A 22,714-nucleotide genomic window follows, 5' to 3' on the forward strand; every position below is an offset into this window, starting at 1 on the left:
TGTGCACCCTGACGGTCCAGCGGGTGCAAGAACCGCTTCCCGGGTACCTGCTACCGACGCGCGTGGCCAGAACCGGCTCGACTACCTTTGGCGCTGCGTTTAAGCTGGCGCCTTTTCGTACGCATGGAATCGCGTTTGTCCAGCACATACCAAGGAAGCTGCCTTTGCGCGGCAATAGGTTATGAGCTGCTTGGCCCGCCCAGGGCCATCAGCCACTGTCATTGCAGCCAGTGCCGCAAAGGCCACGGTGCTGCATATGCCTCATACGGTAGTGTGCCGCGTGAGGCGCTGCGCATGCTGCGCGGCGCTGACCGGCTTGCGGCTTACGCCTCGTCGCCCACAATCCTGCGCCAATTCTGTTCATCCTGCGGCTCGAGCCTGTTCTGGTCACGCAGTGCAGGCCAATACGCCGATTGGATCTCGATCGCCCTTGGCACCCTCGATACCCCCTTCATACCGACACGTGATACCCACCTGCATCTCGACGCCGCGGCGCCATGGCACCTGCCATCGACCCAGTCTGAGATCGACCCACTGAAAAGGAAGCCCAATGCGTAAACTCAAACTCGCCCTCGCCGCCCTGCCGTTCTTCGTCATCGCCGGTTGCGGCAATGACGCCCTGGAAGGCACCTATGAGCAAACCACGACCGTGATGGGTATCCAGAGCCCGAAACAGACGTGGGAGTTTTCCAAGGACTACATCATCACCAACGGCAACAAGCTGAAGGTGGATGAATGGGAGCGCAAGGATGACATGGTCACCGCCCGCAACAAGGATGGCATGGCGTTGATCAACGTACGCGTGCTCGACGGCGGCAAGCGCCTGGAGGCCGTCGGCGGTAGCGACATGGCCAAGAACGTCTTCGTGCGCGTCGACTAAAAAGCCTGCGCCCCGCCCACCGCCGATAAGTGCATTACGGCGGTGGGCGGGGCATGCCACGCTACAGATCGTCTACGCCCTGCTCAGAGCTTGAAGGTGCTGACCATGTCGTTGAACGAGATGGCCAGGCGCGACAATTCCTGGCTGGATGCGCTGGTTTGATGCGCACCGGCCGAGGTCTGGGTCGACAAGTCCTGGATGTTGATCAGGTTGCGGTCCACCTCGCGGGCCACATGGGCCTGCTCTTCGGACGCCGTGGCGATCAGCAGGTTGCGATCGTTGATCTGGGCGATGTTCCGGGCGATCCGCTCCAGCGATTCGCCGGTCGCCTGGGCCAAGGCCTGGGTGCTGTCGGCCAGGTTTCGGCTGTTGCCCATGGCCTTGACCGCATCGTCGGCACGCGACTGAACGCCTGTGATCATGGCTTCGATCTCACCCGTCGAGGCCTGGGTACGCGCCGCCAGTGCCCGTACTTCGTCTGCCACCACCGCAAAACCTCGGCCCTGCTCGCCAGCGCGTGCCGCCTCGATGGCCGCGTTAAGCGCCAGTAGATTGGTCTGTTCGGCAATGCCCCGGATCACATCGACCACCTTGGCGATTTCGCGCACGCTACCGGCCAATTCCCCCACGATGACCGTGGACTGCCCGATTTCGCTGTTCACGCTGGTGATGGCCTGCACGGCTTCCCGGGCCTGGTCGCGGCCACTGGCCGCTTCCTCGGACGTCTGCCGGGAGGCTTCGGAAGTGGAGGTGGCGTTGCGAGCCACTTCCTCCACTGCCGCACTCATTTGCGTGACCGCCGTGGCGGCGAGCTGAATTTCATCATTCTGGCGCGTGAGCCCGCGGGTGCTCTCATCTGTGACGGCGTTGAGTTCTTCGGCCGCAGAGGCGAGCTGATCCGCTGCATTGGCGATTTGCTCCAGGGTGCGTTTGAGGCCTTGCTGCATGCCCCCCAGGGCATTTAGCAGTTGCCCGGTTTCGTCGGCGTGACCTGTGGCCACGGGTTTGCTCAGGTCGCCGCCTGCAATGCGCTCGGCCGTGTTCACCGCCAGCGCGATCGGTTTGCTGATGACACGGCTGATGAACATGCCAAGCAAAATGGCCGCCACGAACGCCGCACCGATGCCCAGGTACAGGTTGAGCTTGGCCGCCGCCTCGTTATGTTTTGCCGCTCGCGCGCCTTCATCGATCTGCCGGTTATTGGACTCGACCATTGTGGTCAATTCGTCGAGCACGGTACGAAACGCCTGATGCAATTCGCCGGCCATCAATTGCCTGGCTTCAGCCAGATCACCTCGTGCGATGGTGGCTACCGTCCGATCCATGATGGCCTGGTAGGCTGGCCAGTCCTTTTCCATGCGATCGCCGGCAAGGCGTTCATCATCGGCCAGGGGCGTGGCTCGGTAGACTGCAAATGCCTGCTCGCTGCTCTGCCGGTTTTCTTTCATCGACGCAAGAATGGCAGCGCGTTCAGCTTGCGGCGCATTGATGGCGGTGGCCGCCACTAGTCGGTAAAGGTCGCGGCTCTGGGCAATAGCACTGGAGCGTGCCTCTGCAACTTGTGCCACGGACACGAGGTTGTTGGAAAACACCTGTTGCAAGCTGGACGAGAGCGAGCCGATTCCTTGGCTACCGACAACTCCAACACTCAAGGTGATCAGTGCGCACAGCGCGAAAGCGAGGTACAGCTTGACCGACAACCTGGCATCGTAGAACCAATTCATGAGTTGAAACCTGAACGAAGTGAGAGAAAACAACAGTGTCAAAAGAGCGGGTGCAACGGACCTGTAGCCGTAGCTTGGGCACCTGGCCTGCCAGCTGTCAGCCGCGCATCATGTCGGCCGCCTGTTCAGTGGCCTCCGTCGTGCGCGTGGCCAGCTTGCGTACTTCATCGGCCACCACTGCAAACCCCCTGCCCGCTTCCCCGGCACGTGCTGCTTCAATGGCCGCGTTGAGTGCCAGCAGGTTGGTCTGGCTGGCAATGCTCTGAATGGTGCCGACGATCTGGGTGAGCTTGGTGATGTTGGATTCCAGGGTGCGCTGGTGCGCAGCCTCCGTCTCGCGCATGGCCGACTGCTGATGCTCCAGGTCCACGTCCACCAATGCCCCGACCACACGTAATGGCGCGCCATAAGGGTCGCGCTTGGTCTGGCCACGGGCGCGGAACCAGCGGTACTCCCCGCTTTTCATCTTGAGTCGGTACTCGATATCGAACGGCGTCTTGCCTGTACGGTCGTTCAGGTGCGCCTGGAAGGCTTCCAGGCTGTAGGCCTTGTCCTCCGGGTGCAGGCGTGAGGCCCAGCTGTCCAACACATCCGGAAATTCCTCGACGGTTTCGAAACCCAGCAAACGCCGAAACTGGGGCGACCACCAGAAGGGGTTCTTGGGGTTGACCGGGTCACCGGCGATCACTTCCATGTCCCAGAGCCCGTCGGAGAGCATTTCCCGCGCCAGTTCGAAACGGGTGATGATCACGTCGTGCTCTTGTTCACGTTGCAACTCATCGTGGATGTCGCGCAAGGCGCCAGCAACGCGCAAAGGCACGCCACGTGCATCGCGCAGGGTTTCGCCCTGGGCGAAGAACCAGCGGTAGCTGCCGTCTTTCATGGCCAGGCGGTTGCGCACCCGGTAGGGGGTCATGCCTGATTTGTCGTTCAGGTGGCGGGCAAAGGCGTCCAACGTGGCGGCCTTGTCTTCCGGGTGCAGGCGATCAGCCCAGCTGGCCAGGACATTGGGAAAATCGCGCTCGTCGCGAAACCCCAGCATTTCGCGAAATTGCTGCGACCACCAGAAGCGGTTGCGCGGGTTGACCGGATCACCTGCCACCACTTCCATGTCCCACAGGCCTTCGCTGGAGGCACGGTTGACCAGGTCAAAACGGGTTTCCGAGGCGCGCGCATTGGCGTCGGCCTCGGCCAGCATCAGCCGGGCGTTTTCCAGCTCGCGCTCGAGCTCGGCAATACGGCCTTCACGCGCAGTGGCATGCAACTCACGCGAGGTCCATTCACGTTGCACCTCTGTCCATCTGGGGGCAGTGCGGCCACCGTCAGTGTGGGTTTGCGGGAGGGAGGCAGCCAGCTGCGTGAGCGCCTGACGCTCGCCGCGGTTACGAAAAAGATGAAGCATGGGTCGGTACTCGGAGGAAGACGAAAAAGACCAATCCCTGGCTTCAATACTGGGTCACGCACAGCAATCGCAGGTCGCGATCACTGCTGCCTGACCGGTGGTGCGTACTACGACAGCAGCACAACGACAAAGGTTGCGCGGCAATGACATCATTACGATATCAGTTATGTGAGGGTGCCAAGCAAGCCCCAAGCGGGCCGCTAGCGCCGGCCACCCACACAGGCCAATCAGCCGGCCGGATCGATCAAAGACGCTTGTCGCCCTGGGCCCTTTTGGCAGCCAGCTCAGCGGCAGTGCGCTTGCGGCTACGGTGCTGACGGTAGTAACCCATGCCCGCCTGGTAGGCAATCACTGCCAGAATCACCACCGAGGCGACCAGCCAACCGGTGGATGCCATGGCGCTGAAAAATCCGGCAAGCACAGGCTTGGGCCAGTAGCTGACGATGGCCAGGCTCAACCAGGGTGCAGCGATCAAGAACAGGACTGGCGCCCAAAAACCCCAGAAAAGAATCTCTCCCAACACCACGAAATTTTCGTTCCAGGACGGGCCTGGGGATAACGGTTTTTTTTTGGCCATGAATGCTCCTGCTTTCCACGTCGGCACAAGCGGTGCCGTTCCATGCACAGGTTGACGGCAAGGGTGCGGAGCAGGTCACAGGCCAGGTCTGCGGTAAATCGGACGGTGGCCATCAAGGGGGCGCTCGTCGGCAACGGCTGGCGATGCCATGTAGGCCCCGGAGAAACATCGCAATGGCATTCGTCGAAATCGAACCCGAAACAGCCTGACTTCAGATTCCCTTCAGATAAGCACTCGACACTGTCTCCCATCGAACCTGCTGGGAGACGTTTCATGACCCACCGTGACTGGAGCCACCTGCTTCCACTGGCCATCGGCAGCCAGGCCGATCGTCAGGCAACATTGTCGCTACACCTGGCAGACGACCCGGGGCGAATGGCCCTCGAGCGGTTCATACATCAGTGCTTTGCGCTAAGCCATCAGGCCGACATTCAGCATTTCCTGCCGCAATTACTGGCGTTTCACGACAGCCAAGGCCGGTTGACAGCCGCCGCGGGCATTCGCCCAGCCAATGACGGCCCCCTATTTCTGGAGCGCTACCTCGACATGCCTCTGGAAGACGCCGTGTCCCGTGTGGTCGGGGCAACCCTGCCGCGCAGTTGTATGGTCGAGGTGGGTAACCTGGCCTCGCTCAGCGCCGGCAGCGCGCGCTTGATGATCGCTGCGGTCACGTGGCTGCTGGCCTCACGCGGCCTGCACTGGGTCGCATTCACCGGCGCGGCGACGCTGATCAACAGCTTCCAGCGACTGGGGTTGACGCCCGTCGTCCTGGCGCCAGCCGATCCTGCTCGCCTTGAGGACCAGGCTGAAATATGGGGCACCTACTACAGCCATTGCCCTCAGGTGTTTGCCGGAAATATCCGTTACGGCTTCGATGCCTTGACCCGGTCAGGCGTCTTTCAGCGCCTTGGCTTTCCGGTCCTGACAGAGGAATCCGGTCATGCGGCATGAACTGAACCGCTTCAAGGCCTTGCTGAAGGAACACGCCCAACGTCAGCCTGACGCCATCGCCGTGCAAGGTGCCGACCAGCACCTGACCTATCGCGCCTTGTTCGAGGCGGTCGAGGTACGCGCCGCCTGGCTTGGGAGCCAACCTCAGGGCGCATTCGCCCTGGCCTTGGACAATGGCCCGCAACTGCTGCTGTGGGACCTTGCAGCGCTGTTCGCCGAACGTCCCTGCGTGGTCATCCCTCCGTTTTTCACCCGCGCTCAAATGTCCCATTGTCTCAGGCAAAGTGGCGTCACCCTGGTGCTGAGCGAAAGCGGATGGGACTCGCGCCTTGTCGAGCTGGGCTACGCCCCACACGCTCGGCCGGGGTTCTGGCTCTGTAAATCGTTCGCTGCGGCGGCCATTGCGCCCGAAACGGCAAAAATCACCTACACCTCCGGCAGCACGGGATCACCGAAAGGTGTCTGCCTGAGCGCCGAGGCGTTGCTGGGCGTGGCCCATGAACTTGAGGCGGCTAGCCGCGCCAGCGCACCCATGCATCACCTGGCCGTTCTGCCACTGGGCGTTCTGCTGGAAAACCTGGGCGTATACGCCGCGCTGATCGCCGGGGCCTGCGTGCACCTGCTCAGCCAGCAGCACCTGGGCATCAGCGGCGCCACCCAGGTGGACTTCAAGCGGCTAGTGGGTGTGATTGTGCAGCGTCAGGCCCAGAGCCTGATCCTTGTGCCGCAACTGCTGATGGGGCTGGTTGCCGCTGTTGAACAAGGGGCGATGCCCGCTGAGCAGCTGAGGTTCGTCGCCGTAGGTGGCGCTCGGGTATCGCCCAGCTTGCTGGCCCGTGCCGAGGCTGTCGGGCTTGCGGTGTACGAAGGCTATGGGCTGTCTGAATGCGCGTCGGTGGTCGCGCTCAACCGTCCGGGCAGCGTCCGCCGTGGCAGTGTGGGCAAGCCGCTGCCCCACGTGCAGGTGCGCATCGCGAAGGATGGCGAGGTGCTGGTGGCCGGTTGCACGCTACTGGGCTACCTCGATGCCGCGCCTTTCGACGGTCGATGGTGGGCAACCGGGGACCTGGGCCATTTGGATGACGACGGCTACCTGTACCTCGACGGACGCAAGAAGCACCAGTTCATCACCAGTTTCGGCCGAAACGTCAGCCCTGAATGGGTAGAGGCCGAACTGACCCAGAGCGGCGTCATTGCCCAGGCATTCGTGCACGGCGAGAGCCTGCCAGGCAACGTGGCGTTGATCTGGCCGATGGACCCGAGCCTGAGTGACGACCAGATCGACCAGGTAGTGGGCCAGTGCAATGCACGGCTGCCCGATTACGCACGTGCCCACCACTGGCGACGCCTCACGGCGCCGCTCAGCGTCACCGATCAAACCCTGACAGCCAACGGCCGCCCTCGGCGCGAGGCGATTCTTGAACGCTATCAATCTCTGATCCGCATACCCCAGGAGTGAGTTCGCCATGTCCTTCTTTGAAACGTTGCAACTGCAAACCGCCCATGAGCGCCAGGCGCTGTTCGGCGTTCCGGTGATCCGCGAGGCCATGGCTGGGCAGGTCAGCCTCGACAGCTACATCGCATTTCTCACCCAGGCCTACTACCACGTGCGCCACACCGTCCCGCTGATGATGGCATGCGGGGCGCGCCTGCCCGCCCGGCTCGAATGGCTGCGCGGTGCCGTGTGCGAGTACATCGAGGAAGAATACGGCCATGAACAGTGGATCCTCAACGACATCGAGGCCTGTGGGGGCGACTGGGAGGCGGTACGCGACGGCCGACCCGCGCAGTCGATTGAGCTCATGGTCGCTTATCTCTACGACTTGATCGCAAGGGGCAACCCGGTAGGGCTGTTCGGCATGGTCAACGTCCTGGAAGGCACCAGCATTGCCCTGGCCACACAGGCCGCCGGCGCCATTGCACACAGCCTTTCGCTGCCAGACCGGGCAATGAGCTACCTCAAGTCCCACGGCGCGCTCGACCAGGACCATATGGTGACCTACAGGCAGTTGATGGACCGCCTGGACAATGCCGAAGACCAGCAGGCGGTCATTCACGCGGCCAAGATGGTCTACCGCCTGTACGCCGAGATGTTCCAAACGTTGCCCCGTGCGGGCCAGTCAGGGGTGCGCCATGCGGTTGCATGAGTCGATCGTGGTGCTCACCGGCGCCAGCGGCGGGATTGGCCTGGAGCTGGCCGAGCAGCTCTGCCATGCCGGCGCGCAGGTTTTGGCCGTGAGTCGGCACATGGGCAAACTGGCCAGCTTGATGAACCGCTACCCAGGCAGCCTGCGCTGGCAGTCGGCGGACTTGCGGACACAGGAGGGCCGGGCACAGGTCGTGACGCGCGCGCGCGAGCTGGGCGGCTTCAATGTGCTGATCAACGCTGCCGGGGTCAATCGCTTCGCCTTGCTCGACCAGCTGGACGAACAGGCCCTCGATGAGCTGCTGGACATCAACCTGAAGGCACCTTTGCAACTGACCCGGGCTTGCTTGCCTCTTCTGCGCGAGCAACCCAAGGCGTTGGTCGTCAACGTCGGCTCGACTTATGGCTCGATCGGCTACCCCGGCTATGCCAGCTACTGCGCCAGCAAGTTCGCGCTGCGCGGGTTTTCCGAAGCACTGCGCCGTGAATTGGCCGACACCCCGGTCAATGTGCTGTACGTCGCGCCACGCGCAACCCGCACCAGCATGAACAGCAGCGCCGCTACCGCCCTCAACCAGGCGCTGAAGGTAGGCATGGACGACCCGGTCTACGTTGCCAAAGCCGTGCTCCAGGCGGTCCAGTCCGAGCGCAGCGAGCTCTACCTGGGCTGGCCGGAGAAAATGTTCGTGCGCCTGAACGGCATCCTGCCAGGGTTGGTGGATCGAGCCTTGCGTAAACAACTGCCCTTGATTCGGCGCCATATCGGCAGCCACATAAAGGAACCGAGCAAATGAAGCCCATCGTACTGGCCAGCCTGCTGGCATTTACCCCGTTTGGCTGGGCGCTTGATCAGACAGGCGCCCAACACCTGCACGACTTGCAGCAACAATGGGCGCATATCCAATATCAGTTGCCCAAGGATCAACGCGCAGGCGCGTTCGAGAAGCTGGCAAACGAGGCGGCCGTTTTCGTCCGCCAGAACCCCAATACCCCCGAGCCTCTGATCTGGGACGGCATCATCAACAGCAGCTGGGCTGGCGCAACCGGTGGGCTGAGTGCGTTAGGCAAGGTCAAGGCCGCCAAGGCCAGCCTGGAAAAGGCCATCGCCCTCGACCCTCAAGCCCTGCAAGGCTCGGCCTACACCAGCCTGGGCACCTTGTATGACCAGGTTCCAGGCTGGCCCATCGGCTTCGGGGATGACGACAAAGCCGACACGCTGCTCAGGCAGGCCTTGAAAATCAATCCCGCAGGCATCGACAGCAACTATTTCTGGGGCGATCATCTGGTGCGCCAGAAGCGTTACAGTGAGGCCAGGGCCGCGCTGCACAAGGGGTTGCAGGCACCGCCCAGGCCGGGCCGGGAATTGGCCGATGAGGGCCGGCGTGCCGATATCAATGCTTTACTCGACACCATCAAGGACAAACAGGACTAGACATGCGCCTGCTGCTGGTTGAGGACGATAGCGCGTTGGGTGAAGGCATCTGCGATGGTTTGCGCCAGGAGGGCTATACCCTTGACTGGTTGCAGGACGGCGTCAGTGGCTTGCACGCCTTGCAGCATGAAGCATTCGACGTGTTGATACTGGACCTGGGCCTCCCACGCCTGGACGGCATTGAATTGTTGCGGCGGCTTCGCGCGGGAGGCAACAGCCTGCCGGTGCTGATTCTCACCGCACGCGATGCCTTGGACGATCGCATCGCAGGGCTTGACGCCGGGGCGGATGACTACCTGGTCAAACCCTTCGACCTCAATGAACTCAAGGCACGCCTGCGTGCACTGCTGCGCCGCAGCGCTGGCCGCGCCACGGTGCTGATCGAGCACGGCGGTGTCAGCTTGGACCCGGCAACCCAGCAGGTGCATTTCAAGGGGGCCGAAGTGGTGCTCACGCCCAAGGAGTACCGGCTGCTGCACGAGCTACTCGCCCAGCCCGGCAAAGTCTTTACCCGCGAACGCCTGACGCAGTTGCTCTATGGCTGGGACGAGGAGCCGGAGAGCAATACCCTGGAAGTGAACATCTATCAGCTGCGCAAGAAACTGTTCAATGGCCTGATACGCACCGTGCGTGGTATCGGCTACCTGGTCGAGGCCAAGGTATGAGGTCGCTACGCCAGCGCACGCTGTGGCGCGTCATGCTCTTGCTGCTGATCGGCACCGGCTTGCTTGCGTTGTACAACTACCACGACAGCCGCCATGAAATTAACGAAGTGTACGACGCGCACCTTGCCCAGAACGCACGCCTGCTCCAGGGAGTAATGAGCATGCCAGTGCAAGGCGGCGCGCGTGACGACCTGTACCGTGCCTTCAACGCCGCGCTGGCTCAGGCGGGCCGACACCGGGTGGGGCATCCCTACGAGAGCAAGCTGGCCTTCCAGGTCTGGGACGAAAACGCCACCCTGATGGTGCAGACGCCCAGCGCACCTCGCCTGGACCCGCGGCCCATGCGGCCTGGGTTTTACGACTTCACCAGCGACGACAAGCAATGGCGCGGCTTCGTGCTACCTGTGCCCGAGAAAGGCTGGGTGATCTGGGTGGGTGAACGCGATGACGTGCGCTATGACTTGATCGACCGAATCGTTCGTCACACCTTGATGCCATTTCTGCTGGGGGCCCTGGCGCTTGCCGTGCTGGTATGGGCCGCCATTGGCTGGGGGCTCAAGCCGTTGAAGAACATGGCCGACGTCATTCGCGCGCGGCATGCCGAATCACTCGAACCGCTGCAGCTGGTGCCGCTGCCATCGGAGCTCGAGCCCATGCAGGCTGCCCTCAATCGCCTGCTGGCGCAGATCAAGGACCTGCTGCGCCGTGAACATCGCTTCATTGCCGACGCGGCCCACGAAATGCGAACACCCTTGGCGGTGTTGCGCCTGCATGCGCAGAACGCACTGGCTGCCAGCAACGACGTCGAACGCAACAAGGCCTTGACGTTCCTGATGGGCGGTGTGGATCGGTTGACGCGAGTGGTCAACCAACTGCTGACACTGGCCCGCGTGGAGCCTCGGCTCGGCCATCGCCCCCATGAGCCTGTCGACCTTGCCGAGGTGGTCACCGACATCCTGGCCGAGCTTACCCCTTGGATACTGGACAAAGGGCTGGAGCCCTCGCTGGAAATAGAGGGCGGCGAGCACCGTGTAGCCGTCGACGCCAGCGCGTTGGGCATTGCATTGCAGAACCTGATGTCCAACGCGGTCGAGCACTCGCCTCTCGGGGGGCGCATCACGGTCTCGCTGCGGGGCCACGATGAGCGTGTCGAGTTGGTGGTGGAAGACGAAGGGCCAGGCATCGACGAGGCGAGCCTCTCACGGGTGTTCGAACGTTTCTACAGCCGCAATAGCCCCAACGGCGCTGGCCTTGGGCTGTCGATCGTGGCAACCATCATGGAGCACCTGGGTGGCCGGGTGGTCCTGAAAAACCGAGCGGCGGGCGGGCTAGAGGCAGCGCTGGTGCTGCCGAGGCAATGAGGCGCGGTACCGAGCCTGTTACCCAAGGCCAGCCGTACACGCCTGCGCCGCCTGCCCCAGCATTTCCCCCGCCAACACCCGAAATCGTCGAGTCAGCACGTTCTCCGGCCGGTCGGATGAGCGCAGCAGATACGTGTAGAACCGCAACTGCGGGGCAAACGGCCGTATGTCGATGCCGGTGTGCAAATACTCTGCCGCAACCAGTGGACTGACCACGCTCACCCCCAGCCCAAGCCCGACCAGTGAGCACACGGTGGCGGCATGGGTAGCGTCCAGGTTGAGCACCCGCGGGTCGTCATCGGCAAACAGCCGGTCGAGCCGAGTGCGCGAGCCGTCAGTGTGCGACAGCGATATGAATTCTTCGCCCTTGAGGTCCGCGGGCGTCACGGCCTGCAAGGCACCGAGCCGGTGCTCCTTGGGGAAGATGCACACACCCGGTACATCACAGATGATCTGGGACTGCACGCCCGCCATGTCCTCGGCCACATAAGACACCAGGCACACGTCGCAAAACCGGGTCGCGGCCCAGTGCGCCACGTTCGGCGAGTCGTTGGTGTGGATGGAGATATGAACGTGCGGGTTCTGCTGGCGAAAGCGCTGGATAATCTTGGGCAGCAAGCCATGGGTCAGGGAAGGCACCGCACCGATGCGCAATTGCCCGGTGCCCCCGCGCTTGAGGTGCTCGGCGGAGGTTTCCAGGCTGTGCAGCCCGATGAACGCGCGCTCCACGTCGGCGAAGAACTGCGCGCCCTCATCGGTCGGCAGCAAGCGCCCCCCTACCCGCTCGAACAACTTGAACCCATTGGCCCGCTCCAGTTGCGCGATCAGCCGGCTGACATTGGGCTGGGAGGTATGCAGCGCCTGCGCCGCTGCTGTCATGGAGCCGCTGAGCATGACCGCGCGGAAGGTTTCGATCTGCTTGAAATTGATGGCCATATCATTTCTGCATGACGGGTTGATGTATTGTCATTTGATTGCATGACGCGCAGATTTTATAACTACAACCACATCGACGTCTGCCCCGATGCAGCGCGATACCCCCGAGCGCATACCGGCAACAACACACATAAAACCGGTGCTCCAGCGTCACTTCAGCTCTGCCCTTGTACTCACGCATCGCTCCAGCACATTGGCGCGATGCAGCCCGGTAATCAGGAGGCATCATGTCGTTCTCGTATAAAAAACTAAGCGCTGCACTGGCCCTGACGTGCGTGTCGTTGGCGGCGGTATCCACCGTTCAGGCCGCCGACCTGCCAGCAGTTCCAGCAGCCATCAAAGAGGCGGACCACCTGCGCGCGGGTGTGCGCTGCGACCAGCCACCGTATGGCTATCAGGACAACAAGGGTGAATTCGCTGGCGTCGAGGTCGAAATGGCCAAGCAGATTTCGCTATGGGCCCTGGGCTCGAAGGACAAGGTGAGCTTCACCTGCGTCACCGCCGAAAACCGAGTGCCGCAGCTGCTGGGCCGCAAGGTGGACTTGCTGATCGCCACGCTGGGCGTCACCCCGGAACGCCAACGGGTGATCGACTTCACCACGCCCTACCGGTGGGGTGCCAGTGACGTGGTCGTGAAGAAGGACAGCCCGGCCCGGACCATCGCCGACCTCAAGGGCAAGACCCTTGCCACGCTCAAGGGGTCGGTGCAGGCCAAGTGGTTCGAAGACCACATGCCCGACGTCAAGACCCTGCGCATGAACAGCGCAGCCGATGCCCTGCAAGCCTTCCGCCAAGGTCGCGCCGACGCCTACACCCACGATGCCGCGACCCTGGTGGTGGTCGCCGACAACGACCAGGATGCTCGCCTGATAGGCCAACCGTTCCAGATCTCCGACGCGGCCATCGGCGTACGCAAGAACGAAGCGCAATGGCGCGACTTCCTGAGCGCGGCGGTATTGCGCATGCGCGAAGAACACCTGTTCCGAGGCTGGGTGCAGCAGTTCGTACCCGAAAACATCCAGAGCTACTACATCAGCGTCTTCGAGCAGGCCAAGCCTGCCGAAGCACTTTGATCGGCCGCCATCATGGAGTTCGACGTCCATTATCTGATCGAGCAATGGCCTGCCCTGCTCGACGGTGTGCTGATGACGCTGCGCATCACGGCCCTGGCCATCCTGTGTTCCCTGCTGATCGGGGTGCTGGGCGGGGCAGTGCGCGTCATGAAGGTCCCGGTGCTGTCCCAGGCAGTGGCGCTGTACGTGGAGTTGATCCGCAATACGCCGATCCTGGTGCAGTTGTTCTTCATCTTCTATGGCCTGCCGGCCATTGGGCTTGGGCTGTCGCTGTTCTGGTCGGGGGTGGTGTGCCTGTCGCTGTGGGCCGGTGCATACCAGATCGAGAACATCCGCGGCGGGCTGGCCACGGTGGAGCGCGGCATGCGCGAGGCGAGCCTGGCACTGAGCCTCAAGCCCGTGCAGTACTTCGCGCTGATCGCCATGCCCATCGCGTTTCGCACCAGCCTGCCGGCGATGCTCAACACCGCGATTTCACTGCTGAAGAACTCTTCCTATCTACAGGCCATCGGCCTTGCGGAATTGACCTTCGTCGCGGTGGACCGCATCGCCACGGACTTTCGCGCCATCGAGATGTTCACGGCCATCTGCGTCATGTACCTGGTGCTGGTGGGGGGGCTCGCGTTGATGACTGCGCGGCTGTCTGCCCACCTGCAACGCCCTTTCCGGCAGTGAGGCGACCATGAATTTCCTACTCGAAAACTGGAGCTTCGTGTGCAAAGGGTTGTTGATGACCCTGTACCTGGCTTTGGTGGTGTTGCTGTTCACCACGCTGATCTCGGCCGTGCTCGGCGTGCTGGCCACGGTCAAGAACCGCCTGTTGGGGTGGACGATCCATGCCTACGTGGAGCTGTTTCGCTCCATTCCGCTGATCGTCAACGTGTTCTTCATCTTCTTCGGTGCGCCGATGTTCGGTGTGGACCTGAGCCCGTTCGCCGCCGTCACCGTGGGCCTGACCCTGTGGGGCAGCGCCAACGGGATCGAGATCGTGCGTGGCGGGCTGGAGTCGGTGTCCAGGCACCAGTGGAAAAGCGCCTGGGCCCTGGGCCTGCGCCCCTGGCAGATCTACCTGCACGTGGTTGTGCCGCAGTCGATGAAAGCCATTCTGCCAGCCTACACCGGGCTGCTGACGATCCTGGTGCAGGCCACGTCCCTGGGCGCTTTGGTGGGTGTGGGGGAGTTTCTCAAGGTCGGCCAGATCATCATCGAGCGTGAAACCGTCATGACCGGCGTCAGCCCTGCCTTCGCGGTCTACGGCGTGGTGTTGCTGGTGTACTTCGTCATCTGTTCGGCGCTGACCTGGCTCAGCCGTTATCTCGAACGTCGTCTGGGTCGTCCGGCGGCACGTACTTCCATTGAAGAGGTTCCAGCATGCAAGCATCCAAAGTCAGTCGGCGCCTGAAGGAAAGCACTGCGCCGCAAGTGAACGAGTACATCTACCGCCCGCGCCTGGAAGGCTTTGCCAGCGGCTTCGCGAACCTGGGTAACGTCAACAAGGCGCACATCCTGATGCTGGCCGAACAGGGCCTTATCCGCGGCGAACATGCCAGCGTGTTGGCCAAGGGTGTGCTGGACATGGAGCAGGCAGGACCAGAGGCGGTCGAGCTGGACCCTTCGCGCGAGGACGCCTACTTCAACTACGAGGCGCACCTGATCGAGCATATCGGCGCTGACATCGGCGGGCGCCTGCACACCGGTCGCAGCCGCAACGACATCCTGGCCACCCTCGACCGCCTGCGCTGCCGCGACCTGCTGATGGACCTGATCGACGAATTGGCAACGGTACGGGCCACGGCCCTGTGCTGTGCCAAGCGCTACGCCGAAGTGGTGATGCCCGGCTACACGCATCTTCAACCGGCCCAGCCAATCACCTACGGCTATTACCTGAGCGCAGTGGAACAGGCCCTGGAGCGCGACAGCAAGCGCCTGACCCAGACCCTGGAGTCGATGAACCAGTGCCCGCTGGGTGCCGCTGCCTTCGCCGGCACGCCGTTCGACATCGACCGCGCGCGCACCGCCGAGCTGCTGGGCTTCGACGGCTACCTGGACAATGCCCTGGATGCCATCGGCTCGCGGGACTTTCTGCTCGAAAGCCTGTCGCACCTGAGCAACCTGGCGGTGTTCTGGAGCCGCGTCGCGCAGGACTATTTCGTGTGGAGTACCCATGAGTTCAACCTCATCGACTTCCCCGACAGCGTCGCCGCCACGTCCAGCATCATGCCGCAAAAGAAGAACCCCACCGTGCTGGAGTACCTCAAGGGCCGCAGTGGCCATATCGTCGGCCTGCTGATGGGTGCGAGCGTGACCATCAAGGGCACCAATTTTTCCCACACCGGCGACGGCAACCGCGAAGGGACGCGGGGCTTCTGGGAGGCCGCCGAAGAAAGCCTGCGCTGCCTGAAACTGCTGGACCTGGTGCTGCGCACCGCCACCCCCAACATCGACCTGGCGGCACGCCGCGCCGGTGAGGATTTTTCCACCGCCACCGGTTTGGCCGACCTGATGGTGCGCGAGGTCGACCTGTCGTTCCGCGAAGCCCACCATGTGGTCGGGGGCGTGGTGCGCATGGCCATGGACCAGGGCCTGCCGGCCCATCAGATCACCACCCAGATGGTCGATGCCTGCGCCCTCGAGCAGCTGGGTCATGCCCTGCACCTACCCGAGCAGAAAGTGCGTGATTGCCTGGACCCGGTCAGCAACGTGCAGGGCCGCAGCTCCGCCGGCGGCCCGTCGCTTGGGTCGCTGATGCCAAGCCTCGCCCGCGCCAGCGAGCGCCTAAGCGCAGAGCGTACGGCCAACCAGCAACGCCGCGCGCGCATGAGCGAGGCCGACCTCAACCTGCAAGCCCTGACCCGGGCACAGGCGGGCCTATGAGCACGATCCTGACGGTGCGCGACCTGCATAAAAGCTTTGGCACCCATGAAGTGGTCAAGGGCGTCGACATGGACGTGCGCCAAGGCGAGGTGGTGGTCATCATCGGCCCCAGCGGCTCGGGCAAGTCCACCTTCATCCGCTGTCTGAACAGCCTGGAACCGCCCTCCAAGGGCACCGTGGTGGTGGGCGATGGCGATCAGACCCAGGCGGGAAACCGTAAAGCCCTGGCCCGGCTGCGCGAGGACGTGGGCATGGTGTTTCAGGACTACACGTTGTTTCCGCACATGACGGTGCTGGCCAACATGATGCTTGCCCCAGTCAAGCTCAAGCGCGCAACCAAGGCGCAAGCCCAGGCCCATGCCCTGGCCTTGCTCGAGCGCGTCGGCCTGCAGCACAAGGCCGGGCATTACCCGGCCGAGCTGTCAGGCGGCCAGCAGCAGCGGGTGGCGATCGTTCGCGCCTTGGCGATGAAACCCAAGCTGATGCTGTTCGACGAGCCCACCTCTGCGCTCGACCCGGAAACCGTCGGCGACGTGCTCAACGTCATGAAGGGCCTGGCGGCCGAGGGCATGACCATGATCGTCGTCACCCACGAAATGGGGTTCGCCCGCGAAGTGGCCGACCGCGTGGTGTTCTTCGATGCCGGCAAGGTCATCGAGACCGGGCCGCCGTCGCAGCTCTTCAGCGCCCCTGAACAGGCCCGCACCCGGCAGTTTCTGCAAAGCGTCCTGCGCTGAACGAACATCCTCTTCCCAATGCCGGTGCGCCCGCTTGCACCGGCCAAGCGTGGCTGCGCGCCAGCCAGGAGTATTCCAGATGAACCAAGCGACCCAATCGCTGGACTCACCGGGCCTGCGCCCCATGATCCAGATGGAGAACGTCAGCAAGTGGTACGGCAGCTTCCAGGTGCTCAAGAACATCAACCTCAGCGTGCAGCCAGGTGAGCGCATCGTGCTGTGCGGCCCATCCGGCTCAGGCAAGTCGACCACCATTCGCTGCCTGAACCGCCTTGAAGAACACCAGCAGGGCCGCATTGTCGTCGAGGGTGTCGAACTGACCGACGACGCCCGGCAGGTCGAAACCATCCGCCGCGAAGTCGGCATGGTGTTCCAGCACTTCAACCTGTTCCCCCACCTGACCATCCTGCAGAACTGCACCCTCGCGCCCATCTGGGCCCGCAAGCTGCCGCGCCACGAGGCGCAAGCCCTGGCGATGCATTACCTGGAGCGGGTGCGTATTCCCGAACAGGCGCACAAGTACCCTGGCCAATTGTCCGGCGGCCAGCAGCAGCGCGTGGCGATTGCCCGGGCGTTGTGCATGAAACCCAAGATCATGCTGTTTGACGAACCCACCTCGGCACTGGACCCGGAAATGGTCAAGGAGGTGCTCGACACCATGGTCAGCCTGGCCGAGGACGGCATGACCATGGTGTGCGTGACCCATGAAATGGGCTTCGCCCGGACCGTGGCGCACCGGGTGGTGTTCATGGACCAGGGCGAGGTGGTCGAGCAGGCTGCGCCAGCGGTGTTTTTCGAGCGACCTTTGAGTGAGCGAGGGCGGTTGTTCTTGAGTCAGGTGTTGCATTGAGCAGGGAGTGCCCCTTGGGCGCCAACTGAACCACTAACAGGCACCTGAGCGACAACCTGCTCTTGCTTTCGACGGTAGGACCGAGCCGCGCATCCACCGCGAGCATGCCCCGCGCGTGTTGTAGGCCGGGGCAGCTTAACTCGCTGCATCGACGCGCTTGAACACCGCCTCTACTCCAGGTTCCAGTTGATTGACCGCGCCGAGATACTCGATCAACTCTGCCGCCCGGCTACCACGCAGCCCGGCCGTGGTCATTTCTCCATCGACCACATAGCTGTACACACCACTTACCGCAAACGCCTTCAAACTTCCGATGTGCCGCGCCTGATCCGCCAGCGTCTTCTTGAACGCCTGCCCCTCGAAAAACCGGCGCCGTGCCACAGGGTTTCCGAAGGCGACTTCCATGATCACCAGTTCGGCGCGCGCCGGCGTGGCCGTGTGTGCCACGTCTGGCGCCGGTGGATGGCTCCCATCGTTCTGGAAAGGGGCGCACAGGTGCAGTTGCACTTTCAAGACCGAGGTATCCTGCGCCAGAGACGGCGCGAGTTTGTCGCGCACATACGCTTGCAGATCTTCAAGGCTTTGGCGTGGGCTCATGTGCACATGGATCCGATCGGCATGATCGAGCCCATTGAGGCGCTCGTCTGCCAGTCGATTCACCACCCTCATTGATCCGTGCGGCAGGTCGTACGCCAGCGTTTCCTCGAACATGTTCTGCTCGTCCGAAAACAATAGAGGGCTGGCTTGCTTGAAGCGCTCCTGCTGGTCGGCGGACTTGAAGCCGATCTCCACACCGCCATCGAGTTCGTAGTCTGCGATCTCTGCCACGCCCTCGGCCAATGGCCAGAGGTGTGCGTCCTGATTACGCGAGAAGTGGTGCTGGATGTACAAGCCCAGGCCTGGCAACCGGGAGCACAACGGCCCGTGCACGTCGCGCCAGTAGTGGGCGAAGATGGCGTGTGGGACGCGCTCGCGTCTTTTGACCGTGGTGTAGCTGTTGATGGTGATCGTCATCGCTTGACCTTGTTGAGCTTGTGGGGTGTTTAGAGTCAGAGCTGGCTGGGGGGGACGGCGTTCAGTCGAGGTCATCGCGGCTTGGCTAGAGGGAGTTGGGCGTAACAGATCGAGAGGCTTACTGGCCGAGAGGTGCAGTCAACGGGGACTTCTTGATCAGCAGACCTGATAGAATTCCTGCTTTTGCGCTTGATCGTGGACTGAGCACAAGACACGGCTAATAGGCCTCCTCTCTGAGGACGATGGCGGTGACCGGTCAGCAAAAAGCGCTCTACATCAGTAGTAACCGAGAGATTTCCGAATGCCCCCCGAAACGCCAGAAAACGCGGCCAGCCCCATGGATACGGTAGTGAGACGGTTTTCTGTTGCCCCCATGATGGATTGGGCATAGTTTCCCCCAACACCCCAAATTTAAAGACTTCTATGCCATAGCATTGAGCCCTGTACCAATTCTGTACCACCCTCAACGTTTGAGAGCCTTTTTCTCACACGATCTCTCTTGTCGTCACGGACGATTACCTTTTAAGCTCAACACCCGCCATGTCGGCTCACCATCTTGCTGAAGGACCATCTCAGATGCCGGCCTTACAGGTATTCATTGACACTAACATCCTACTGAACTTCTATGAATTTTCAGACGACAAACTCGAAATACTCGACGAACTCACTGAGCTTGTCTCTCCTGATGCCATAACGCTCCATTTGCCAAAGCAAGTCGAGAACGAGCTTAAGCGCAACAGAGAGTCGAAACTTCAATTCGCAATAAATAACTTCAATAACGCTCAACTTCCGACAGGCGTCCCGCATCATATGCGCGGCACAGAAGCTGCTCGACAGTATGATGAAGCGATAAAAAGTGCTAAACAAGCAAAAAAACTCTTAATAGCAAACGCTGCATCTCTTGCATTGAGCAACCAGCTAGAAGTTGACACAAAAATAACAAAGCTATTTGAAAGAGCCACTCGCCATCCCGAAGACGATGAACTGTATAATCAGGCCATTGTTAGAATGCACAAAGGCAACCCCCCAGGCAAGGCAGGAAATATCGGGGACCGCTATATCTGGGAGACACTTCTTGCCCGCACCCCAAACGAAGACTTATTCATAATCTCAAAAGACGGAGATTATGCTTCACCTTTGACAACCGACAAAACCATACGACCCTTATCGTTTCTTACCGACGAGTGGAGTGAGGCAAAAAATAAAGGGAAGTTGACGGTATTCAAAACTATAAGTGAAGTTGTTGAATACTACAAAAACCTTCAGTCTCAACCCGAAAACATTGAAGATCCGCAGGCTGAGAAACAAGAGTCTGCGGCGGAAGCCGCTGAGCCACCACCTGCTCCCGAAAAACCAGCCCCAGAGATAAATGCTGATAGTCCGCTCTCGCCGCCTGCAGCCCCCCAGCTTCCACGCGAACCAGTAGATGAGGCAATCTCGGAATTAGAAGGAAGCGGAAGCTTTTCTACTACTCACTGGGCAGTAGCAAATGCCACGCCCTATCTAGATCGGTTGACAAAAGATGATGCGGAGCGGTTGTTCCAAGCAGCAATTGATAACAATCAAATTCGGTGGATCATTTCGGACGACGACGTTAACGCCTTCTATTTATCGCTTGTTAACAAATGGGTAACCGAGATCAGCCCTGATATTGCGGATTCAGTCATTGATATCCTAGGCTTGACACCAGATCCAACTGATCAAGAACCGGCCTAAGGAGAGCTTACGCTCTTTACGCACACCCATTGTGCTGCAGTAGGAACAGAAAAAGGCGCCAAAGCCCCACAGTAAGGATTGGGCGCCGTTTTCATTCTGCCATCTGTGCATGCGAGGGCCTAGATTGGTAGCAAATGGCACATGGTTTGCCCCATTTCCGCCTCATGGAGAAACCGGGGTTCCACCCCGATGAAGCCGAGCTGTTGCAGCCCGTGAACTGCCTGGTAGCGCAAGCTAACGCCCACGGGGTACGTCTCGGCTTGGACATAGGTCATGTGATTTCTCGCTCCGATATTGAGCGAGTAGAGATTCTGATCGACAACAGCGCCACTCAGCGAATGGCCGAGCTGGCTGACGATATTCTATTCAACTGACCCCACACTAACCTGCTGAAATTCAGCTGGGACTCAGGGATTATCAGTCACCTCGTATAGGTTAATCGAATCTTTTAATAAATCATAAAGTGGTGGCGAATCAATAACTACCCATCTCAAAAAAGCAGAATACTCCTGCTTCACATCCATTAACGCCTTCAAATGTTCGACTGCTAGCTTTCGCGCTGCAGGCAACTGATCATCATCAATATAAACATTGATATGCTCAATAACCTTGGCAAACCTCTTATAAACTCGCTTTCGCAAATGCGTACTAACAATTGCCTTATTACCGGTGTCATCCTCGTTAAATATCCGCGTAAGAAGTTCAGCAGTGCGCACAGCCTTTGGGTCATCCTCCATGGCTTGGATTGATATTTTTGCGTACGGCGTCACGGGAGGGGTATGCTTAATAAGCCTCAATACGTCACAATTTAAGTCAGCACAATCCAATATATCATCATAATGATGGCGCTTAAAATTATTGCAGCGACCACACGAGTAATAGAGGTTCACCCATTCAAACTTCTTTACGCTACAACCTTGATGAGCTTGGAAATGCTCCACATTTAGGGAAAGAGGCTCTTTTGTCTCGCACATATAACACTTGCCGTGAAACGCCTCATTTAAAGCCTCGAGCACATCTGGATCGGAGTAGCTTCTCTGGGCAAGTAATGACTCAGGAATAGTCTTTGACCTAACCACGTTGAACATTAGAGCCTCCCTTTTTCCGAACCAGATATTTGTTCCTTGATATCTCGTAAAACATCCTTGACTCATCGTCAAACGTGTCGACATGGGGCGCAAGCTCTACTAGCAAGCTCTCCAGAGATTCAAGCTCAACCTCTGCGGAGGCACTAATATCGACAAGGTCAGCTATTTTTTCTTGCATCCTCTGAGAGATGGGCGGCACGCCGAGCACCGCCTCCACTATGTGCTCCAAGGAAAATAAGGAAAGATCTTCGCACATTTTCCCAGTGGATAGATCATAGATTAATGAGTCATCAGTAGAACTTATTACAAATGGCGAGTGAGTCGATACAATAAACTGTACTTTCGGGAACGATCGAGTAAGGAAAGGCAAAATTTTTCGCTGGATGGAAATATGGAGATGCGCATCAATCTCGTCAATCAGGACCACACCTGAAATATCAGCAGGCAGAACATTGAAATATTCCGCCCTGACTAGCAAGTCTGCATAAATGTCGAAAATCGCTAGATACCCAGAGGATAGTGATTGGAACGAATATGGCGGCCGACCTTCCTGCACCAACGCAAACGACAATCCCTCATCATTAAACTCCAACTTAAGGGAGTCATCTTCAAAGAGATACCGCAGATCCTCTTGAAATCGCGCAAACCACTCGTCTATTTTCGCATTTCTTGCTTTGTCGTCACGTAGCAGCGCCAGTGCCATGTTGACCTTTAAGTTGACCAAATGCTGTTCTAAATCCACCCCGAAATTAGAATGATTTTGGTGCGCTGGCCTTTCGGCTTTTAGTGGAGTGGCCGCCATTACTTTAGTAATTGCAATTTTTCGCGTTGCTTCATAAAAGCGAATAATGGCGTGACCGCTCTTATAGTCCCTTACGAACTTAGGCGCATCTACATATGAAACCGCCACAGGGGATGTATTAGCAGCAATGAAACTTCGATATTGATCCACCGAACTTTGCAAGCCGGGATTTTCATCAATCTGAGTTTCAAAATGGCTCAAAGTAGTCCTATAGCCAGGCAAATGCAAGATTTGCTCGTGAACAATATTATGATTCAAAACATTATGGAGAGAAGTCAAAAAAGACGTCTTCCCCGAGCCATTACGACCTATTAGAATCACATTTTTCGAAGAGAACTCAATATTTACATCTTTATTGGTTGTAACGATTGCACCCTTAATGTTGGTAATGAACCCTTTGGAATTCATATTGCCTCCCTTCTCAATAGCCAGTTTCGGACACTTCCAATTACCGCTTCAGCACCGCCAACCCCCTTCAGTCTGGCT

23 protein-coding genes and 3 pseudogenes are annotated in these 22,714 nt (G+C 60.0%); 17 read left to right on the forward strand and 9 right to left on the reverse strand.

The genetic code is table 11. The features are described from left to right. Positions 1-135: 135 nt before the first annotated feature. The gene (locus B2Y33_RS07480; protein WP_206405876.1) at positions 136-558 is read left to right on the forward strand and encodes a GFA family protein; all 423 of its coding nucleotides are present in this window, start codon (positions 136-138) and stop codon (positions 556-558) included. Further along, positions 551-880, forward strand: a complete 330-nt coding sequence (locus B2Y33_RS07485) for a hypothetical protein (protein WP_023534182.1) — start codon at positions 551-553, stop codon at positions 878-880. The genes B2Y33_RS07480 and B2Y33_RS07485 overlap by 8 nt, the downstream gene beginning before the upstream one ends. Positions 881-963: 83 nt before the next feature. On the opposite strand, the gene B2Y33_RS23185 is transcribed toward B2Y33_RS07485, so the two are convergent. The 5 genes and pseudogenes from B2Y33_RS23185 to B2Y33_RS07500 all read right to left on the reverse strand — a co-directional run bounded on the left by B2Y33_RS23185 (position 964) and on the right by B2Y33_RS07500 (position 4,583). Continuing rightward, entirely contained in the window at positions 964-1,827 is an 864-nt protein-coding gene (locus B2Y33_RS23185) for a methyl-accepting chemotaxis protein (protein ID WP_404940327.1), read from the reverse strand. Next, positions 1,822-2,604, reverse strand: a pseudogene (locus tag B2Y33_RS23190) (MCP four helix bundle domain-containing protein); the annotation flags it as partial. The gene B2Y33_RS23185 and the pseudogene B2Y33_RS23190, both read right to left, overlap by 6 nt. Before the next feature lie 121 nt (positions 2,605-2,725). Beyond that, positions 2,726-2,914 (reverse strand): annotated as a pseudogene (locus tag B2Y33_RS23195) (methyl-accepting chemotaxis protein); the annotation flags it as partial. Positions 2,915-2,995: 81 nt separating this feature from the next. Then, a pseudogene (locus tag B2Y33_RS07495) lies at positions 2,996-4,006 on the reverse strand (PAS domain-containing protein); the annotation flags it as partial. Positions 4,007-4,250: 244 nt separating this feature from the next. After that, positions 4,251-4,583, reverse strand: a complete 333-nt coding sequence (locus tag B2Y33_RS07500) for a hypothetical protein (protein ID WP_050437996.1) — start codon at positions 4,581-4,583, stop codon at positions 4,251-4,253. Between the two features lie 273 nt (positions 4,584-4,856). Here B2Y33_RS07500 and B2Y33_RS07505 point away from each other — a divergent pair, with 273 nt between their 5' ends. Genes B2Y33_RS07505 through B2Y33_RS07535 form a run of 7 tightly spaced genes read left to right on the forward strand, consistent with a single transcriptional unit; the run spans position 4,857 to position 11,138 of the window. Next, positions 4,857-5,534, forward strand: a complete 678-nt coding sequence (locus tag B2Y33_RS07505; RefSeq protein ID WP_028687311.1) for a thermostable hemolysin — start codon at positions 4,857-4,859, stop codon at positions 5,532-5,534. After that, positions 5,524-6,993, forward strand: coding sequence for an AMP-binding protein (locus B2Y33_RS07510; protein ID WP_059183151.1), 1,470 nt, complete (start codon positions 5,524-5,526; stop codon positions 6,991-6,993). The genes B2Y33_RS07505 and B2Y33_RS07510 overlap by 11 nt, the downstream gene beginning before the upstream one ends. Positions 6,994-7,000: 7 nt before the next feature. Further along, complete coding sequence (locus B2Y33_RS07515; RefSeq protein WP_027915009.1) at positions 7,001-7,681, forward strand: TenA family transcriptional regulator; 681 nt, start codon at positions 7,001-7,003, stop codon at positions 7,679-7,681. Then, complete coding sequence (locus B2Y33_RS07520) at positions 7,668-8,474, forward strand: SDR family oxidoreductase (protein WP_028687313.1); 807 nt, start codon at positions 7,668-7,670, stop codon at positions 8,472-8,474. Before B2Y33_RS07515 ends, B2Y33_RS07520 begins: the two co-directional genes overlap by 14 nt. Continuing rightward, entirely contained in the window at positions 8,471-9,112 is a 642-nt protein-coding gene (locus tag B2Y33_RS07525; RefSeq protein WP_088523565.1) for a hypothetical protein, read from the forward strand. The genes B2Y33_RS07520 and B2Y33_RS07525 overlap by 4 nt, the downstream gene beginning before the upstream one ends. 2 nt (positions 9,113-9,114) lie before the next feature. Further along, the gene (locus B2Y33_RS07530) at positions 9,115-9,777 is read left to right on the forward strand and encodes a response regulator (RefSeq protein WP_027915012.1); all 663 of its coding nucleotides are present in this window, start codon (positions 9,115-9,117) and stop codon (positions 9,775-9,777) included. Beyond that, positions 9,774-11,138, forward strand: coding sequence for an ATP-binding protein (locus B2Y33_RS07535; RefSeq protein ID WP_028687314.1), 1,365 nt, complete (start codon positions 9,774-9,776; stop codon positions 11,136-11,138). Before B2Y33_RS07530 ends, B2Y33_RS07535 begins: the two co-directional genes overlap by 4 nt. An 18-nt stretch (positions 11,139-11,156) precedes the next feature. On the opposite strand, the gene B2Y33_RS07540 is transcribed toward B2Y33_RS07535, so the two are convergent. Next, positions 11,157-12,074: a LysR substrate-binding domain-containing protein gene (locus B2Y33_RS07540; RefSeq protein WP_241194968.1), complete on the reverse strand. Its 918-nt coding sequence runs from the start codon at positions 12,072-12,074 to the stop codon at positions 11,157-11,159. A 227-nt stretch (positions 12,075-12,301) separates the two neighbouring features. On the opposite strand from B2Y33_RS07540, the gene B2Y33_RS07545 reads away from it, so the two are divergent. From B2Y33_RS07545 to B2Y33_RS07570, 6 genes are all read left to right on the forward strand, one after another. Next, positions 12,302-13,147 carry a transporter substrate-binding domain-containing protein gene (locus B2Y33_RS07545; protein ID WP_028687316.1) on the forward strand — a complete coding sequence of 282 codons (846 nt, stop codon included), beginning with the start codon at positions 12,302-12,304 and terminating at the stop codon, positions 13,145-13,147. Positions 13,148-13,159: 12 nt separating this feature from the next. Next, positions 13,160-13,822 (forward strand): amino acid ABC transporter permease, encoded by a 663-nt coding sequence (locus B2Y33_RS07550; protein ID WP_027915016.1) that lies wholly within the window; start codon positions 13,160-13,162, stop codon positions 13,820-13,822. Positions 13,823-13,829: 7 nt separating this feature from the next. Then, complete coding sequence (locus B2Y33_RS07555; protein ID WP_027915017.1) at positions 13,830-14,549, forward strand: amino acid ABC transporter permease; 720 nt, start codon at positions 13,830-13,832, stop codon at positions 14,547-14,549. Beyond that, positions 14,519-16,021, forward strand: a complete 1,503-nt coding sequence (gene argH / locus B2Y33_RS07560) for an argininosuccinate lyase (RefSeq protein ID WP_027915018.1) — start codon at positions 14,519-14,521, stop codon at positions 16,019-16,021. The genes B2Y33_RS07555 and argH overlap by 31 nt, the downstream gene beginning before the upstream one ends. Beyond that, on the forward strand, positions 16,018-16,758 hold the full coding sequence (locus tag B2Y33_RS07565; protein ID WP_027915019.1) for an amino acid ABC transporter ATP-binding protein: 741 nt from the start codon (positions 16,018-16,020) through the stop codon (positions 16,756-16,758). Before argH ends, B2Y33_RS07565 begins: the two co-directional genes overlap by 4 nt. Positions 16,759-16,837: 79 nt before the next feature. Next, complete coding sequence (locus tag B2Y33_RS07570; protein ID WP_033695059.1) at positions 16,838-17,608, forward strand: amino acid ABC transporter ATP-binding protein; 771 nt, start codon at positions 16,838-16,840, stop codon at positions 17,606-17,608. Between the two features lie 135 nt (positions 17,609-17,743). Here the strand turns inward: B2Y33_RS07570 and B2Y33_RS07575 are convergent, their stop codons facing one another. After that, positions 17,744-18,622, reverse strand: a complete 879-nt coding sequence (locus tag B2Y33_RS07575; protein ID WP_059183152.1) for a hypothetical protein — start codon at positions 18,620-18,622, stop codon at positions 17,744-17,746. A 576-nt stretch (positions 18,623-19,198) separates the two neighbouring features. Between B2Y33_RS07575 and B2Y33_RS07580 the strand changes: the two genes are divergently transcribed. Continuing rightward, positions 19,199-20,338, forward strand: a complete 1,140-nt coding sequence (locus B2Y33_RS07580) for a PIN domain-containing protein (protein WP_206405845.1) — start codon at positions 19,199-19,201, stop codon at positions 20,336-20,338. Between the two features lie 134 nt (positions 20,339-20,472). Then, positions 20,473-20,712: a hypothetical protein gene (locus tag B2Y33_RS07585; protein ID WP_206405846.1), complete on the forward strand. Its 240-nt coding sequence runs from the start codon at positions 20,473-20,475 to the stop codon at positions 20,710-20,712. 33 nt (positions 20,713-20,745) lie between these two features. Here the strand turns inward: B2Y33_RS07585 and B2Y33_RS07590 are convergent, their stop codons facing one another. After that, entirely contained in the window at positions 20,746-21,426 is a 681-nt protein-coding gene (locus B2Y33_RS07590) for a hypothetical protein (RefSeq protein WP_206405847.1), read from the reverse strand. Next, a complete protein-coding gene (locus B2Y33_RS07595; RefSeq protein WP_206405848.1) occupies positions 21,410-22,636 on the reverse strand; it encodes an AAA family ATPase in 1,227 nt (408 codons plus the stop codon). The genes B2Y33_RS07590 and B2Y33_RS07595 overlap by 17 nt, the downstream gene beginning before the upstream one ends. Positions 22,637-22,714 lie beyond the last annotated feature (78 nt).

It is taken from the genome of Pseudomonas sp. UBA5666, from assembly GCF_002420785.1.
GTDB lineage: Bacteria > Pseudomonadota > Gammaproteobacteria > Pseudomonadales > Pseudomonadaceae > Aquipseudomonas > Aquipseudomonas fulva.